Source organism: Chryseobacterium sp. C2(2020), from assembly GCF_014218915.1.
GTDB classification, from domain to species: Bacteria; Bacteroidota; Bacteroidia; order Flavobacteriales; family Weeksellaceae; genus Chryseobacterium; species Chryseobacterium mucoviscidosis.
Genome location: NZ_JACLCT010000058.1, coordinates 1 through 17,194, shown reverse-complemented (window position 1 = coordinate 17,194; position 17,194 = coordinate 1). Strand labels below are relative to the sequence as shown.

At 36.3% G+C, this 17,194-nt stretch carries 17 protein-coding genes; 13 read left to right on the top strand and 4 right to left on the bottom strand.

The genetic code is table 11. The annotated features are described in order from the left end of the window. Window positions 1-396 precede the first annotated feature (396 nt). The 4 genes from H6W52_RS20065 to H6W52_RS20050 are packed head-to-tail and all read left to right on the top strand — an operon-like array spanning window position 397 to window position 2,241. Complete coding sequence (locus H6W52_RS20065) at window positions 397-864, top strand: nucleoside triphosphate pyrophosphohydrolase family protein (RefSeq protein ID WP_087710124.1); 468 nt, start codon at window positions 397-399, stop codon at window positions 862-864. Between the two features lies 1 nt (window position 865). Then, window positions 866-1,432: a TlpA family protein disulfide reductase gene (locus H6W52_RS20060; protein WP_116099993.1), complete on the top strand. Its 567-nt coding sequence runs from the start codon at window positions 866-868 to the stop codon at window positions 1,430-1,432. Window positions 1,433-1,435: 3 nt separating this feature from the next. Next, a complete protein-coding gene (locus H6W52_RS20055; RefSeq protein WP_076390251.1) occupies window positions 1,436-2,041 on the top strand; it encodes a DUF4230 domain-containing protein in 606 nt (201 codons plus the stop codon). Window positions 2,042-2,052: 11 nt separating this feature from the next. After that, window positions 2,053-2,241, top strand: a complete 189-nt coding sequence (locus tag H6W52_RS20050; protein WP_087710119.1) for a hypothetical protein — start codon at window positions 2,053-2,055, stop codon at window positions 2,239-2,241. A 151-nt stretch (window positions 2,242-2,392) separates the two neighbouring features. On the opposite strand, the gene leuB is transcribed toward H6W52_RS20050, so the two are convergent. From leuB to H6W52_RS20030, 4 genes are all read right to left on the bottom strand, one after another. Next, window positions 2,393-3,514, bottom strand: a complete 1,122-nt coding sequence (gene leuB / locus H6W52_RS20045; RefSeq protein ID WP_116099994.1) for a 3-isopropylmalate dehydrogenase — start codon at window positions 3,512-3,514, stop codon at window positions 2,393-2,395. Further along, a complete protein-coding gene (gene leuD / locus H6W52_RS20040; RefSeq protein ID WP_087710115.1) occupies window positions 3,504-4,103 on the bottom strand; it encodes a 3-isopropylmalate dehydratase small subunit in 600 nt (199 codons plus the stop codon). Before leuD ends, leuB begins: the two co-directional genes overlap by 11 nt. Window positions 4,104-4,434: 331 nt before the next feature. Then, window positions 4,435-5,814 (bottom strand): 3-isopropylmalate dehydratase large subunit, encoded by a 1,380-nt coding sequence (gene leuC / locus H6W52_RS20035; protein ID WP_116099995.1) that lies wholly within the window; start codon window positions 5,812-5,814, stop codon window positions 4,435-4,437. A gap of 30 nt (window positions 5,815-5,844) precedes the next feature. After that, the gene (locus H6W52_RS20030) at window positions 5,845-7,008 is read right to left on the bottom strand and encodes a 2-isopropylmalate synthase (RefSeq protein WP_116099996.1); all 1,164 of its coding nucleotides are present in this window, start codon (window positions 7,006-7,008) and stop codon (window positions 5,845-5,847) included. 147 nt (window positions 7,009-7,155) lie between these two features. Here H6W52_RS20030 and H6W52_RS20025 point away from each other — a divergent pair, with 147 nt between their 5' ends. The 9 genes from H6W52_RS20025 to H6W52_RS19985 all read left to right on the top strand — a co-directional run bounded on the left by H6W52_RS20025 (window position 7,156) and on the right by H6W52_RS19985 (window position 17,169). Beyond that, the gene (locus H6W52_RS20025; protein ID WP_185216917.1) at window positions 7,156-8,706 is read left to right on the top strand and encodes a hypothetical protein; all 1,551 of its coding nucleotides are present in this window, start codon (window positions 7,156-7,158) and stop codon (window positions 8,704-8,706) included. A gap of 155 nt (window positions 8,707-8,861) precedes the next feature. After that, window positions 8,862-10,799 carry a threonine--tRNA ligase gene (gene thrS, locus H6W52_RS20020; protein WP_087710108.1) on the top strand — a complete coding sequence of 646 codons (1,938 nt, stop codon included), beginning with the start codon at window positions 8,862-8,864 and terminating at the stop codon, window positions 10,797-10,799. 150 nt (window positions 10,800-10,949) lie between these two features. Then, entirely contained in the window at window positions 10,950-11,450 is a 501-nt protein-coding gene (infC, locus tag H6W52_RS20015) for a translation initiation factor IF-3 (protein WP_175608770.1), read from the top strand. A 257-nt stretch (window positions 11,451-11,707) separates the two neighbouring features. Then, window positions 11,708-12,529, top strand: a complete 822-nt coding sequence (locus H6W52_RS20010; protein WP_116099998.1) for an alpha/beta fold hydrolase — start codon at window positions 11,708-11,710, stop codon at window positions 12,527-12,529. Between the two features lie 520 nt (window positions 12,530-13,049). Continuing rightward, window positions 13,050-13,247 carry a 50S ribosomal protein L35 gene (gene rpmI, locus H6W52_RS20005; protein WP_076390550.1) on the top strand — a complete coding sequence of 66 codons (198 nt, stop codon included), beginning with the start codon at window positions 13,050-13,052 and terminating at the stop codon, window positions 13,245-13,247. A gap of 120 nt (window positions 13,248-13,367) precedes the next feature. Next, a complete protein-coding gene (gene rplT / locus H6W52_RS20000; RefSeq protein WP_029293267.1) occupies window positions 13,368-13,712 on the top strand; it encodes a 50S ribosomal protein L20 in 345 nt (114 codons plus the stop codon). A gap of 104 nt (window positions 13,713-13,816) precedes the next feature. After that, entirely contained in the window at window positions 13,817-14,989 is a 1,173-nt protein-coding gene (locus tag H6W52_RS19995; RefSeq protein WP_116100000.1) for a M28 family peptidase, read from the top strand. A 98-nt stretch (window positions 14,990-15,087) separates the two neighbouring features. Continuing rightward, complete coding sequence (locus H6W52_RS19990; protein WP_116100001.1) at window positions 15,088-16,263, top strand: M28 family peptidase; 1,176 nt, start codon at window positions 15,088-15,090, stop codon at window positions 16,261-16,263. A gap of 81 nt (window positions 16,264-16,344) precedes the next feature. Continuing rightward, on the top strand, window positions 16,345-17,169 hold the full coding sequence (locus H6W52_RS19985; RefSeq protein ID WP_116100002.1) for a M28 family metallopeptidase: 825 nt from the start codon (window positions 16,345-16,347) through the stop codon (window positions 17,167-17,169). Window positions 17,170-17,194 lie beyond the last annotated feature (25 nt).

Genomic DNA, 17,194 nt, shown 5'->3' with positions numbered 1-17,194 from the left:
TTTTAGTATTTGTTCAATTCTAAAATATTAATTTTAGACATTAAGCACCTCATGTTTTTCTCCGAATTCACGTTAAACATAACGATTATTTAAAATTTATTTTCAACCGCAAAATGATATACTTCCACTCCCTGCATAAATTCCAAATAGGATTAAGCTCTTAAAAATCATTTAATCACAAATTCCAAAACATTTACCATCATTTAAAATATGAGAGATTTATGAAAAAAAAAGCATGATCTATTCCTTGATTTTTGAGATTCTTCACTTCACTTTTTAAGGATGTTCGTAGATTTTCAGTCTATGTTGAGAATAATACCATTGTGTAAAAAACCTAAGTCCCAATTCTTAAAATCTAAAACCCAATTGTTATCTTTGCCTAAATAAAAAATATTCATGGATAAAATTGATAGTCTGAACCAGGTAGCAGAATTCCACACCACTTTTAAAGCCCCTATTTTAGATACCCCTCAAATTCCTTCACCGGAAAGATGCAACCTGAGAGTTGAACTTCTTCAGGAAGAACTGAACGAACTGAAACAGGCAATTGCAGATAATAATATCGTAGAAATTGCAGATGCTTTATGCGATTTGCAGTATGTTTTAAGCGGAGCAGTTCTGGAATTCGGACTTGGCAGCAAATTTGTAGAGTTGTTCAACGAAGTTCAGCGTTCCAATATGTCGAAAGCCTGCGATAATGAAGAACAGGCACAGGAAACCGTTGAATTTTACAAAGCAAAAGACGTAGAATCATTTTATGAAAAATCCGGCGAGAAGTTTAATGTGTACAGACAGGCAGATCATAAAGTCCTGAAAAACAAATACTACTCTCCTGCCGATTTAAAGACAATTATTGAAAAATAGTATGAAAAAATTTATTACGAATTGTATGGCTGTTTCAGCTCTATTCATGGCAACACAACAGCTTAGCGCACAGAAAGTTGTTGTAGGACGTGAAGTTGAAACCACTGCCGACGGAAAAATGCTTTTAGGAAATCAGCTTAAAAGCAAATTTCTGGAAGCCCCTTATTCTGACTGGTATGTGAAAGAGCATGACGAATATGCTTTGGATCAGAAAGCCATCGGAGAGCTGAAAAAAAGTAAAATCAACACGTATAACATTACCGTTTTCATGGGAACATGGTGCGAAGATTCTCACAGAGATTTTCCGAGACTCATGAAAATCCTTGAAGAGGTAAAATATCCGGAAGGCAAACTTACCATTATTGCGGTAAACCGTAAAAAGGAATCTCCGAACGGCGAAGAAAGTCTTTTCAACATCCAGAAAGTTCCGACGATTATTGTTCAGAAATACGGAAAAGAATTGGGAAGAATTATCGAAATGCCTACATCAGGATATATTGAGAGAGATTTGGTAGAGATTCTGAAAAAAGATGACAGTTCTGTAATTAAAGAAATTTTTGGTAAATAAGGTTTGAGAAATAGTAAAGTTTTAATATCGTTTTTGGCGGGAGCTGCACTGGTAACAGTTTTGTTTTTCAGTTTAAAGTCATGCTTTAATCTCAGTGAAAAAACCGAGAAATCAGATTATTACATTCTGACCAATCAGATTTCGAAGATGAATAAAATGGTCGTGCTTGAGCAGAACACTTCTTCCATTCAGAAAACCAAAATGGGCTACGAATTTTTAGGCAAAGAAGTTTCCAGCAACAGCATCATTACCTACACCAAAACGAACGCACAGGTTTCTTATGATCTTAACAAGATGAAAATGGAGGTAGATTCGATCAATAAAAAATTAGTGATTACCGAACTGCCCGATGCAGACATCAGAATTACGCCAAGTGTAGAAATCCAGTCGATGGACGATTCCTTTTTCAACAGAATTTCCGAAAAAGACATTAAAAACGTAACGCAGAAAGCGAAAGATACCGCTGTAAAATCCATCGATCAGAACAAACTGAGAACAGAAGGGAGACAACAGCTGATGGAAAATCTTAATAATATTTTTGTTTTGGCAAAGGCTTTGAATTATACCATTGAGGACCAGACCGGAAAGCTGGGCATTTTAGGACTATAAAATTTAAAGCTATGCATTCAGAAGAAAAAGAAAAACAGGAATCTGCAAATTCTGCAGAAACCAAAAAGCAAAATCAGGATTTTCCCGATATTCCAGCTTCATCAGAAAAAACAAATCCGTCGGACGTGGATAAAGAAGACGTTCAGAAATCTTCTCAAAACAACAAATCCGGGAAAACGGATAATACGGACGAAAAATAAAAAGGTTCTGCTCAATGAGCGGAACCTTTTTTAGAAAAAAACACAAATAAAAGTCAAATATGTAATATGAACTACAACGGTCAATCTGCTCCGCTTGTCAACTACCGTAACTATTTGGCTGTTGACTTACGGAAGCAAAACTGACATATTTTTAAACAATAGTTGATTTTCCGAGCTTTACATTTTCAAAATTGTAATACGATTTCTCGGAATATTTAATATAATCTGCGATAAAACTTCCCACTTCACTGGTGGAATAAGGCTGTTCAGAATTCAGATCCACCGTAACGTATTTATTCTCAATGGCATATTCTACAGATTGTCTCAATTTTTCCGCTGCCTGTTCAAGCTGTAAATAATCCAGCATCATTGCCGTACTTAAAATGGAAGCAACAGGATTTGCAATTCCTTTTCCTTTTGCCTGCGGATAAGAACCGTGAATAGGCTCAAACAAAGCATTTTCATTTCCAATGGAAGCCGAAGGAAGCAGACCGATAGAACCGCCGATCACACTCGCTTCATCTGAAATAATATCTCCGAACATATTTTCGGTAACAATTACATCAAAATGTTTCGGGTTTAAAATTAACTGCATCGCTGCATTGTCCACAAACATAAAATCAAGTGCTACATCAGGATATTCTGCCGCAATTTCTTTACAGACCTTTCTCCACAATCTTGAAGTATCCAAAACGTTCGCTTTATCAATTAAAGTTAACTTTTTTCTTCTTTTCTGAGCCTCCTGAAAAGCCATGTGAACGATTGGAGCGATTTCATCACGGTTGTATTTACAGATATCATACGCATAACCTGCTTCCTCATCCGTAAATTTTTCGCCAAAATAGATTCCACTCACCAATTCCCTGAAAATCTGAATATCTGTTCCTTCAATAATTTCCCTTTTCAAAGGACTTTTCTCAATTAAAGAAACATACGTTTTCAAAGGTCGGATATTCGCAAAAAGCCCCAATTCTTTACGAAGTTTTAATAACCCTTGTTCCGGACGTACTTTGGCATCCGGATTATTATCAAAAGAAGGATCTCCGATCGCCCCGAAAAGCACTGCATCAGATGCTTTGCAGATCTCCAGTGTTTCATCCGGCAAAGGATTTCCAGTCTTATAAATCGCTTCCGCCCCCATCAATCCGTATTTAAAATCAAACTGATACTGGAACGCTTCCGCAATGGAATCTAAGATTTTAATACTTTCTGCAACCACCTCCGGCCCGATTCCGTCTCCCGGAAGCACTGCAATTTTAAAATTAGTTTTCATACACTTTTTGTGTTTTTAGTTCGAATTGTTCGATCGCCTGTTTTCTGCTGATTAAAAAATCAATATCATCATACCCATTCAGCAGACATATTTTTTTATAAGAATCTATTTCAAAACCTTCCGTTTTATTATTGAAAGTAATCGTTTGTTTTTCAACATCCACCAAAATTTCTTTTTCAGGATTTTCAGTAATTTCCTCTAAAATTTCTTTTAAAAATTCCTCAGAAACTTTTACAGGCAATAATCCGTTGTTTAAAGCATTGCCCTTAAAAATATCCGCAAAAAAACTTGAAACAACCACCTTAAAGCCATAATCAGTTAAAGACCATGCAGCGTGTTCACGACTGCTTCCGCAACCGAAATTGTTTCCGGCAACCAGAATTTCACCGCTGTATTTTGCGTTATTCAGGACAAAATCAGGATTCGGTTCATTCGTATGAACATCGTATCTCCAGTCTCTGAAAAGATTTTCGCCAAAACCTTTTTTATCAATACTCTTTAAAAATCTCGCCGGAATAATCTGATCCGTATCTATATTTTCTACAGGCAAAGGAATTGCTCTGGATTGTATAATGACTAATTTTTGCATTTTTTTTGAGCCAAAATAGTTTTAATTATTGTTTTTTTTCTTTTTCAGGAGCTATTTCCCGCTATCCACTCATACTCCTCGCTCCCTTGCTTTTGCCATCGCTTGCTCCGGGGTAACCGTTTCTATCGGGGCTAAAAAGTGAATGGTTAATTTCACTTTGTGAATCAATAGTCAATTTCTAAAATTCACTATTCACTATTGACAATTCACTTTTAAACTTATGTGCTCTTTTTTCTATTTAAGTAGTAAGCTTAAAAAACTAAAGTGTTTAAATCTTTTGCGTCTTTTGTGGTAAAAAAGTTTAGACAAGTTTTAAGTAAATTCATCTCCATCAGTTTTCAAAGACGGAAATTCTTCCTTCCACAGCAACTTTTGCAGCCGTCAAAGGACTTGCCAGAATCGTTCTCGCACCTTGTCCCTGTCTTCCCTCAAAATTCCTGTTCGAAGTGGAAACGCAATATTCCCCTTCCGGAATTTTATCATCATTCATCGCTAAACACGCCGAACATCCAGGTTGTCTGATCTGGAAACCCGCTTCATTAAAAACCGTATCTAAACCCTCTTCAAAAATCTGTTTCGCAACCTGTTGAGAACCCGGAACAAGCCACGCATGAACATGATCCGACTTTCTTTTTCCTTTAACATAATTTGCCGCAGAACGGAAATCTTCAATTCTCGCATTCGTACAGCTTCCGATAAAAACATAATTCACTTTAATATCAGAAAGTGCCTGTCCCGCTTTTAAACCCATGTATTTTAAAGCCTTCTCTTCAGATTCGTTCTGAGGATTCGGGATATTCTGACTGATGGAAATTCCCATCCCCGGATTGGTTCCATACGTTACCATCGGATAAATCTCCGAAGCATCAAAAGAAAATTCGGCATCAAAAACTGCTCCTTCATCGGTTTTCAAAGTTTTCCAGTATTCCAGTTTTTCTTCCCATTCCTCGCCTTTCGGTGCGAAAGTTCTTCCTTTTACGTACTCAAAAGTCGTTTCATCGGGAGCAATCATTCCTCCTCGGGCGCCCATTTCGATACTCATATTACAAACCGTCATTCTGCCTTCCATCGACATTTCTTCGAAGACATTTCCGGCATATTCGCAGAAATAACCTGTTCCGCCGTCAGTTCCCACTTTTGAAATAATGTACAAAATCACGTCTTTGGGCTGAACATTTTTATTTAACTCACCATTTACGGTAATTCTCATCGATTTTGGCTTGTTCAGCAACAGACACTGGCTCGCAAAAACCTGCGCCACCTGACTTGTTCCTATTCCGAAAGCAATTGAGCCGAATGCGCCGTGTGTAGAAGTATGGCTGTCTCCGCAAACAATGCTCATTCCCGGCTGTGTAACGCCTAATTCCGGAGCAATGATGTGAACAATTCCCTGATATTGATGTCCTAAACCATACAATTCTATGTTGTTTTTCTTACAGTTTTCCGTTAACTGCTCCACCTGATTTCTGGATGATGCATCGCGAATCGGCTGATCCTGATCCAAAGTCGGAACATTATGATCCGCAGTTGCCACAATCTGTTTCGGTCTGAAAACCTCAAGATTTCTCGCTTCCAGTTCCGCAAAAGCCTGTGGACTGGTTACTTCATGGATGAGATGTTTATCAATATAAATAATCTGAGGTCCGTCCGGAATCGTCTCTACAACGTGCGCATCCCAGACTTTATCAAACAGTGTCTTTTTTGTATTCATTCTAATTTATGTAATGGAGAATCAATTCTGTTACCCTATTTTTCTTGTCACTTTTTCGATCATTGAACTTAAATCGTCATTATTGACTTCTTTTTTACCGTCAGCAATTTTCAAAAACTCCTGATACAGAAAATCAAGTTCATTTTTAGTAACTTCAAAACCAATATGTTTAAATCTGTATGCCAAAGCAGAACGTCCGCTTCTTGCTGTTAAAACAATGGTAGAAGCATTCACGCCCACTTCCGCAGGATCAATAATTTCGTAAGTTTCCCTGTTTTTAATGACTCCGTCCTGATGAATTCCGGAACTGTGCGCAAAAGCATTCGCTCCCACAATCGCTTTGTTCGGTTGTACCGGCATTCCCATCAATTCAGAAACCAAAACACTCATGGGATTGAGCATTTTGGACTGAACGTCAGTATATAATTCTAAATATGGATGCTGTTTTAAAATCATTACCACTTCTTCCAGCGCCGTATTTCCGGCTCTTTCTCCCAATCCGTTGATGGTGCATTCTATCTGTCTTGCTCCGTTGATGACTCCTGCGATAGAATTGGCGGTTGCCATTCCCAGATCGTTGTGGCAGTGACAGGATAAGATCACGCGATCAATGCCTTTTACATTATCTTTCAGGTATTTTATTTTTGCACCATACTCTTCAGGAAGACAATATCCCGTTGTGTCCGGAATATTAAGCACGGTTACCCCTGCTTTTATCACTTCTTCGCAAACTCTTGCCAGATAATCGTTGTCTGTTCTTCCTGCATCTTCCGCATAAAATTCTACATCTTCCACATACGATTTGGCATATTTTACCGCCTGAACCGCTCTTTCAACAATATCTTCCCTGTTTGAATTGAATTTAAATCTGATATGAGAATCCGAAGTTCCGATTCCGGTGTGAATTCTCGGTCTTTTGGCGTATTTTAATGCTTCGGCTGCGGTATCAATATCTTTCTGATTGGCTCTTGTCAATCCACAGACTTTCGCATTTTTCACTAATTTTGAAATCTCCGAAACCGAATGAAAATCTCCGGGACTGGAAATCGGGAAACCGGCTTCAATGACATCTACTCCCAGTTCATCCAGTTTTTCGGCTATAATTAATTTTTGCTCGGTATTTAACTTACAGCCGGGAACCTGCTCTCCATCACGCAGCGTTGTATCAAAAATTTCGACTTTTTCGGATTTCATAATGAAGTTTTTACTTAATTTTGATTCAAAACTAGAAAGATGAAACGTTTATTCATTTTCAGTTTTTATAAAAAATACAATACTCGAAATATTGTATTTTAATTTCAATTATTTGATTATCATTATTTTAAATTTTAAAAATTTACAATGGCAGAATTGCATAAAGATTTTTTATTCGTACTCATTAAATCACTGACAACTTCAGAAAAAAGGCAATTCACCTTATATGTAAACCGTCTCGGAATTAATGCGGATGCAAAATTTCTTCTTCTTTTTTCAGAACTGGATAAGATGAAGGAATACGATGAACATGTCATCATCAACAAAAAAATTTCGACTAAACAGCAGTTATCGAACCTGAAAGCGCATCTTTACAAGCAGATTCTGGTGAGTTTACGAATGAACCCGAGTCATCAGAATTACAGAATTCAACTGCGCGAACAATTGGATTTTGCGAATATTCTTTATCAGAAAGGCTTGTATAAACAGGCTTTAAAAATTTTAGATAAAGCAAAACAGACTGCGTTGGAATTGGATGAAAAAAGTATTGCTTCGGAAATTATCGATCTGGAAAAAGTAATTGAATCCCAGTTTATTACACGGAGTATTGAAGGTAGAGCCGATGAATTAATAAGACAATCCACGGAAATCAGCAAACAGAATCATTATGCGACAGAATTATCCAATCTTTCGCTGAAACTGTACAGTGAAATGCTGACAAAAGGTTATGTAAAAAACGATGAAGACCGTGCCGAAATCATGCAGATATTCAATGCGCAGATTCAGAAAATCAATTTTAAAAAACTGAATTTCACGGAAAAATTGTGGTATTTTAAAGCGCACGTCTGGAAAAACCAATTGCTTCAGGAATATAAATATACGTTGAAATATGCTTTTCAATGGGTGGATTTATTTCACAAAAATCCTGAAATGATTGTGAGTCATCCCGTTTGGTACATTAAAGGAAATACCTACCTGCTGAAAATCTTATTTCTGTACGGAAATATTGATATTCTTGAGGAAAGTTTTAAAGATTTCAATGAGGTTGTTCATTCTTCAAGTTTTGCTCAAAATGAAAACCTGCAATCGCTTATTTTTCTGACGCATTACAATACTTTAATGAACATTCACTTTGTGAAAGGTGAATTCTTTTCCGGCTCGAAATTGATTCCTGAAATCGAGCTGAAAATGGATAAGCTCCGTGATAAAATTGATGAGCATCATTTCATGATTCTTTATTTAAAAATGGCAGCGATGTTTTTCGGAAGCAAAAAATTTGAGGAATCCATCCATTATTCATTAAAAGTGATCGAATCCAAAGGAAATGTTCAGGAAGATTTACTGTTCCACACCCGAATTTTGATTCTGATGGCGAAACACGAATCCGGAAACGATGAAGATTATGATGAATTTATAAAAGCAACTTTAAAATTCACCAAAAAGATGAAAAAGCCGGATGAATTTCATTTTGAAAGCATTCATTTTTTCAAAAATCTGAATAATATAACACCGGATAAACAATTGGAATCTTTCAAAAAATTTGATGAAAAATTAACTCTTTTTTCTGAAAATGAATACTACAGAAGGTCTTTGCTGTACATTGATATTCACGGTTGGGTACAGTCTAAAGTGAGAAATGTGGATGTTATTGAGATTATTAAAGAAAAAGTACGGTACAAAAGAAAGCATCAGTCTTAATTTAACCTATTCATAATTAGATCGTTGGTTAAACGTTAATTATTTATAACGGTATTCTGAGATTTTTCGTATTAAATCTCGTCTCAAAAATGCGTGAAAGTAGTATTTTAAATAAAAAATCCGTATTTTTGCATCTTAAAATTTCTTAGTAAACAATGATAAAAATTACACTTCCAGACAATAGTGTCAGAGAATTCGAGGCGGGAGTTACTCCGCTAGATGTGGCAAAATCTATAAGCGAGGGATTGGCTAGAAATACCATTTCCGCAGTTGTAAACGACAAACAAGTAGAGACGACCACACCTATAACCACGGATGCTACGGTACAATTGCTAACCTGGAATGATGATCTTGGAAAGAAGGCTTTCTGGCATTCTTCTGCCCACCTTTTGGCGCAGGCAATCCTTGAGTTTTATCCTAATGCTAAGTTAACCATTGGTCCTGCCATCGAAAAAGGATTTTATTATGATGTAGATTTCGGGGACGAAAGTTTATCTGATAAAGATTTCGAAAAGATCGAAAAGAAGGTTTTGGAAAATGCTAAAAAAGGGTCTACATTCTCTTTATATCCGGTTTCTAAAGAAGAAGCTTTAAAAGTATATGCAGACAATCCTTATAAAGTGGAACTGATCTCTAATCTTAATGATGGGGAAATCACTTTCGTAACGCATGATAACTTTACAGATCTTTGTCGTGGAGGACACATTCCGAACACAAGTATTGTAAAGGCAATGAAGATTTTAAATGCTGCCGGAGCATACTGGAGAGGAAATGAAAAAAATCCTCAGTTAACAAGAGTTTATGGTATTTCTTTCCCGAAACAGAAAGATTTGACAGAATATCTTGAACTTTTAGAAGAGGCTAAAAAAAGAGACCACAGAAAACTGGGTAAAGAACTTGGAATTTTCGCTTTCTCTGAAAAAGTTGGTCAAGGGTTACCTTTATGGTTACCAAAAGGAGCTGCTTTAAGAAAAAAATTAGAGAATTTCCTTTCTGAAGCTCAGAAAAAAGCAGGTTACGAATTTGTAATTTCTCCGCATATTGGTGCGAAGGAATTGTATGTAACTTCCGGTCACTGGGATAAATACGGAGCAGACAGCTTCCAGCCGATTAAAACTCCGAATGAAGGAGAAGAATTCATGCTGAAACCGATGAACTGTCCGCATCACTGTGAAATTTACAAGACTTCACAATGGAGCTACAGAGATTTGCCTAAAAGATATGCAGAATTTGGTACCGTTTACAGATATGAGCAAAGTGGTGAGCTTCACGGTTTAACGAGAGTTCGCGGATTTACTCAGGATGATGCGCATTTGTTCTGTACTCCGGATCAGTTGATGGATGAATTTAAGAAAACGATTGATTTGGTTCTTTATGTTTTCGGTTCATTAGGTTTTGCAGATTTTACCGCTCAGATTTCTTTAAGAGATCCTGAAAATAAGGAAAAATACATCGGAACCGACGAAAACTGGGAGAAAGCAGAAAATGCAATCGTAACAGCAGCAACGGAAAAAGGACTGAATACAGTAACTGAATATGGCGAAGCCGCATTCTACGGTCCTAAACTGGATTTCATGGTGAAAGATGCTTTAGGCAGAAAATGGCAGCTTGGAACAATTCAGGTGGATTATAACTTACCGGAAAGATTTGATCTTTGGTATACAGGAAGCGATGGCGAAAAGCACAGACCGGTAATGATTCACAGAGCGCCGTTTGGTTCTATGGAGAGATTCATTGCGATTCTTATTGAGAATACAGCGGGAGATTTCCCATTGTGGCTGGCTCCTGATCAGTTTATCATTCTTCCGATCAGTGAAAAATACGTAGATTATGCTAAAAAAGTTTCTCAATTACTGGAAAATCACGATATTAGCGGATTAATTGACGACAGAAACGAAAAGACGGGTAAAAAGATCCGCGATGCCGAATTAAAGAAGATTCCATTCATGATTGTAGTGGGAGAAAATGAAGAAAAGGATGGCACAATTTCTGTAAGAAGACGTAGCGAAGGCGATTTAGGAGTAATGAAGATCGAAGATTTCGTTGCTTATTTTAAAGAACAGTCAAAAACAGGATTTGAGTTTAACGCTTAAATCTAAAAAATATCATTCTAAATGATTGAAAATTATTTTTGTTCAGAATGATTGATAAAAATAGAAGTTAACCAATAAAATTATAATACAATAGCACAAAGATTTAACAACAGGGGCCCACAGAGACGTCCGGTACAGGAGGACGCACACTTGATCAACGATAAAATTCGTGTGAGAGAGCTTCGTTTGGTGGGCGATAACGTAGAGCCGGGAGTTTATCCTACTGATAAGGCAAGACAGATTGCGCAGGAGCAGGAATTGGATCTTGTAGTAATCTCCGATAAGGCTGAACCGTTTATTGCAAGGATTCTGGACTATAAAAAGTTCTTATACGAGCAAAAGAAAAAGCAGAAGGAATTAAAAGCTAAGCAGGTAAAAGTAGTTGTGAAAGAAATCCGTTTCGGACCTCAGACAGATGAGCACGATTACGAATTCAAAAAGAAACATGCTGAGAAATTCCTTGAAGAAGGTTCAAAATTAAAGACCTACGTATTTTTTAAAGGACGTTCGATTATCTTTAAAGACCAGGGAGAAATCTTACTTTTAAAGCTTGCTCAGGAATTGGAGCACGTTGGAAAAGTAGACCAGCTTCCTAAGCTTGAAGGAAAAAGAATGATTATGATGATGAGTCCTAAAAAACCAGCTAAATAATCTACAGCCGGATCTACGGATCTGAAACTAAAATATACAGCCTCAAATTATTTTTGAGGCTTTTTTTATGTATTATGATTGTTAAATCCGAGATTAATTAAAATTCAGAATTTTATATTAATTATTAAATATTTTTTAATTTTTAACATAGATCAAGATTATCGATTTAATTTACGACTACATTTGCTTTAGAAAAATAAGACAATAATAAGCTTATCTAAAAATTAAAATTAAATAACAAATTAAACAACAAAGCAATGAGTACATTAAAATTAAAAGACGGAACAGAAATTTTTTACAAAGATCAGGGAGAAGGACCTGTATTAATGTTTCACCACGGATGGCCTTTATCATCTGATGACTGGGATGCGCAGGTTATTTTCTTCTTGCAGAGAGGTTACAGAGTAATTGCCCACGACAGAAGAGGTCACGGACGTTCCAGCCAGAATATTTACAATCACACGATTGAGCAGTATGCTTCTGATGCAGCAGAATTGGTAGAATTTCTTGATCTGAAAGATGTTGTGCATATCGGACATTCTACAGGAGGCGGTGAAGTGATCCGCTATGTAAACAAATATGCCAACGGAAGAGCAAAAAAAGCAGTATTGATAAGCGCAGTTCCTCCGGTTATGGTAAAGAGCGAAAACAATCCGGATGGCGTTCCGATGGAGGTTTTTGACAACATCAGAGATCAGACTTTAAATAACAGAAATCAGTTTTTTATGGATTTAACGGTGCCGTTTTATGGTTACAACAGAGAAGGTGCCGTAGTGAAGCAAGGTGTACAGACCAACTGGTGGAGACAGGGAATGATGGGAGGAATTGTAGCTCATTATGACGGAATCAAAGCTTTTTCTGAGACAGATTTTACAGAAGACCTGAAAGCTGTTGATATTCCGGTACTGTTGCTGCACGGTGAAGACGACCAGATTGTGCCTATTGAAAATTCCGCGATAAAATCTGCTAAATTATTGAAAAACGGTAAGTTGATTACTTATCCGGGATTCCCTCACGGAATGCCTACTACTGAACATCAAACGATTAATAAGGATCTTCTGGAGTTTATTGAGGCTTAATTTTTTCGACATACATATAAGCAAAAGCAGCAATCAGAGTATTTTGGTTGCTGTTTTTATTTCAAGCGGCTTTGCCGGAACTTTTCAGTAATTTTTATTTAAAAATATTTACAAAGTTTGTCATTTTGAAAGGATATCAACCATACATTGAAATACTGTGTTTAGATGCTTTCAGCATGAAAGATATTATGGATATTCGTTTACTATTTATATTGGGAACTGCCACTATAGCCCAGATTGGAACGACACGCTTTTTGGTTGCGGGCGGAGCATAAACTGGAGGTTTACGAACGTAGTTCAGTAGTCCGCAACCAAAAAGATACAGTGAAAAGCAGGAAACAGCTTCAAAAAAATTTACATCACAAAAACGGTAATACCTAAAGCTTCATCCACTTCCCTATTCTATTCAAAAAATCTTTTTCAAATCTCGAAATTTTTCCGTAATTTTGCAGACTATTATTCCGGGCAATCGGAAATAGCCAAAACAGATATTGATAACAAAACAATAAAAAGCAAAACAATGCCAAAATTAAAAACGAAATCAGGTGCTAAGAAACGTTTTGCTCTTACCGGATCTGGTAAGATCAAAAGAAAGAACGCTTACAAAAGCCACATCTTAACGAAGAAAGAAACGAAGCAGAAGAGAAATCTTACTACGACTTCTTACGTTGCTGCTGTGGACGAGAAAAGCGTATTGCGTCAATTAGCAATTAAGTAGTTTTTATAAATCTATAGTCGGTTTATAAGAATTCAAACAAATTCAACATTTTAACCCTGAAATGGAGCCACTAAGAGTAATGAAATAATTACCGCACATTTCAAAAAAACAATTTAAATTATGCCAAGATCAGTAAATTCGGTAGCTTCAAGAGCTAGAAGAAAGAAAATTTTTAAGCACGCTAAAGGTTATTTCGGAAGAAGAAAGAACGTTTGGACGGTAGCTAAAAACGCGGTAGAAAAAGCAATGCAATATGCTTACCGTGGTAGAAAAGAGAAGAAAAGAAATTTCAGAGCACTTTGGATCACTCGTATCAACGCGGGAACCAGAGAGCACGGAATGTCTTACTCTCAGTTTATGGGAGCTCTTAAAAAGAACAACATTGAGCTTAACAGAAAAGTTTTAGCAGATTTAGCAATGAATCACCCTGAAGCTTTCAAAGCAGTTGTAGATCAAGTAAAATAATGTAAAATTTTTGTTATCAATATAAGTCCCAGGTTTTTTGCTTGGGATTTTTTTATTATTTACATTTGCGTAATATTATTAAATTTATAAAATTTTCCTTTAAAGTGAAAAAAATAACTACTCTTCTGCTGTTTTCATTAGGAACATATGCATTTCAGGCTCAAAGTTTTATTCAGGCTTATCAGAACAGAGCCAATTTGGTTACCCAGACCAATATAACAACGTTACTTCAGGAATTTGGGAATCTTGGCGTAAAAACAACGGGTTCTACAGCCAATACCAATGCTCTGAACTGGCTTAAAGCAAAATATCAGTCTTACGGTTATACAGCAAGTCAGATGGTAGAAGATCCTTTCACATTTGGCTCTACAAGTTCTAAAAATTTAATCATTACCAAGACAGGAACCGTTTATCCGAATACGTACGTTATTATTTGTGGACATTACGACACGATTACCGGTCCCGGAGTAAGTGACAACGGAAGCGGAACTTCTATCATTCTGGAAGCGGCAAGAATTTTAAAAGACGTTCCGACAGAATATTCTATTAAATTCATCCATTTTTCCGGCGAAGAACAGGGATTACAGGGAAGTGCACATTATGTAAACAGTGTGGTTTTCCAGAACAGTGTCCGTCAGTTAAACATCAAACTGGTCTTTAATTTAGATCAGGTGGGTGGAAAAATAGGCAATTCGAATATTGCTATCAACTGCGAAAGTGATCAAAGCGGGCAAACAGGAAACAATGCTGCCTCTCTTTCCGTTACGCAGCAGCTTGCGGCGTGTACAACGCTGTATTCACCATTACAGACGGTAATGTCGAACGCCTACTCTTCCGATTATATGCCTTTTGAAGCGAAAGGAGACATTATTACAGGCTTTTATGAAACAGTAAGAAGTTATAACGAACACACCGTAAACGATACTTTTGCCAATGTAGACCCCACTTATGTTTTCAACGTAGGAAAGGCGGCTGTAGGAGCTTTACAACATTTTGCAACAGCCTCTACAAGTTTATTGGCGACAGATGAAAAGACAGTTAATAATCTGGAAACCGTAAAGATTTATCCCAATCCGGCGAAAGATCTTTTACATGTTGAACTTCCTAAAGACGTTAAAAACTTCAGTCTTGAGATTTCGGATATGAACGGCAGACTTGTTTTAAACAAACAAAATGAAGTTAAAGTTAATATTTCAGGATTAGCAAACGGTGTTTATATGGCAACTGTTAAAACAAAAGACCAAAAAGCGGTAAGAAAAATAATTATCGGTAAATAATTTTTATTTTTCTATAAAATTAAAATCCTGAACTTTTGTTTAGGATTTTTTTATTATTACATTTGTATACCAATCAAATTACAAAAATTAATAACAAAATGAAAAAGACATCTACATTTCTGCTGTTTTCTTTATCTGCTTTAAGCTTCAATGCACAATCTTTTATTCAGGCTTATCAGGACAGAGCTAATATGGTAACACAGACCAATATTACAACAAACTTACAGAATTTTGCCAATTTAGGGATTAAAACCACCGGCTCAACAGCGAATAATAATACTTTCAACTGGCTTAAGAATAAATATCTGGGTTTCGGATATTCTTCAAACCAGATTTCGGAAGATGCCTTCACTTACAACGGCAAAAGTTCAAAAAATTTAATCATCACTAAAACAGGAACCGTTTATCCTAACAAATACGTTATCATTTGCGGACATTTCGACACTATAAACGGTCCCGGAGTAAACGATAACGGCAGCGGAACATCCATCATTCTGGAAGCGGCAAGAATTTTAAAAGACGTTCCGACAGAATATTCAATTAAATTCATCCATTTTTCTGGCGAAGAGCAGGGACTTATTGGAAGTTCACATTATGTAAATAACGTTGTTTATCAAAATAATATTAAGAAAGTAGACATTAAATTAGTCTTCAATCTGGATCAGGTTGGCGGAAAAATGGGCAATAATAACAATACAATCTATTGTGATGAAGATCAGGGAGGTCTGTCCAGCAATAATGCAGCTTCAGCAAACGTTACACAGCAATTGCGAAACTGTACCGCTTTGTATTCTCCTCTTTTAACGGCGGTGGATCCGGCTGAAGCTACGGATTATATTCCTTTTGAAAGAAAAGGCGAAATTATTACAGGCTTTTTTGAAAAAATCAGAAGTAATTATCCTCATACTTCAAACGATACATTTGCTAATACAGATCCTGTTTATATTTATAATGTAGCAAAAGCTTCTTTGGGAGCTTTACAGCACTTTGCAGTAGCAGCAAATTCTTTGCAGAAAAAAGAAGTGTTACTTTCTGGAAATTCTATAGAATCTATAAAGATCTATCCCAATCCTGCGAAAGATTATTTAAATGTCGAACTTCCTGAAGATGTTAAAGATTTCAGGCTTGAAATTTCAGATATCAATGGCAGGCTTGTTTTAAATAAGGAAAATGAAACGAAAGTAAATGTTTCAGAATTACCAAACGGAACGTATATCGCAACAATTAAAACAAAAGATCAAAAAGCGGTAAGAAAAATAATGATCGGAAAATAATCAATGATCAAGCAAAATCCTGAGTTTCTTTCTCAGGATTTTTTATTTCTATATTTGTAAAATAGTAAACTAATTTCCAATATGAATTTCAAAAAATTAACAGCCATTTTTCTTTTCTCGGTAACAGCCGGATTATTTCAGGCACAAAGTTTTATCCAGGCTTATCAGGACAGAGTTAACTTATTAAAAAAAGAAGACATCGTATCCAATTTAAAGGAGTTTGAGAAATTAGGTGTTAAAACTACAGGTTCTGTAGAAAATGACAACGCCCTAATCTGGATCAAAAATAAATATTTATCTTTCGGATATTCCGAGAACCAGATAGAAGAAGATCCTTTTTCCATAGGAAAATTAAAATCCAAAAACCTGATCATTACTAAGAAAGGAACTTTATATCCGGATAAATATATCATTATTTGCGGACATTTCGACAGCATTAACGGTCCCGGAGTAAACGATAACGGAAGCGGAACATCCATCATTCTGGAAGCCGCTAAAATCCTGAAAGATATTCCCACTGAATATTCCATAAAATTCATTCATTTTTCGGGTGAGGAACAAGGATTGTACGGAAGCAGACATTATGTAAATGAAGTTGTTTATCAGAACAAAACCAGGCAGATTGATATAAAAATGGTCTTCAATCTGGATCAGGTCGGTGGTAAAAAAGGGATGTTCAACGATACCGTATTTTGTGATGAAGATCAGGGAGGAAGCTCAAAAAATAATGAAGCTTCTAAACAGGTTACCAAAGAACTGATGACCTGCACAACTTTATATTCTCCATTACAGGCAAAAATTGATCCCGCAGAAGATACCGATTACATCTCTTTTGAAAAAAAGGGTGAAGTAATCGAGGTCACTGAAAAACCTTTCATTTTACGACAGCCTATTTATTTAGGATGAAAAATAAGAGCTTATTACAAGATTT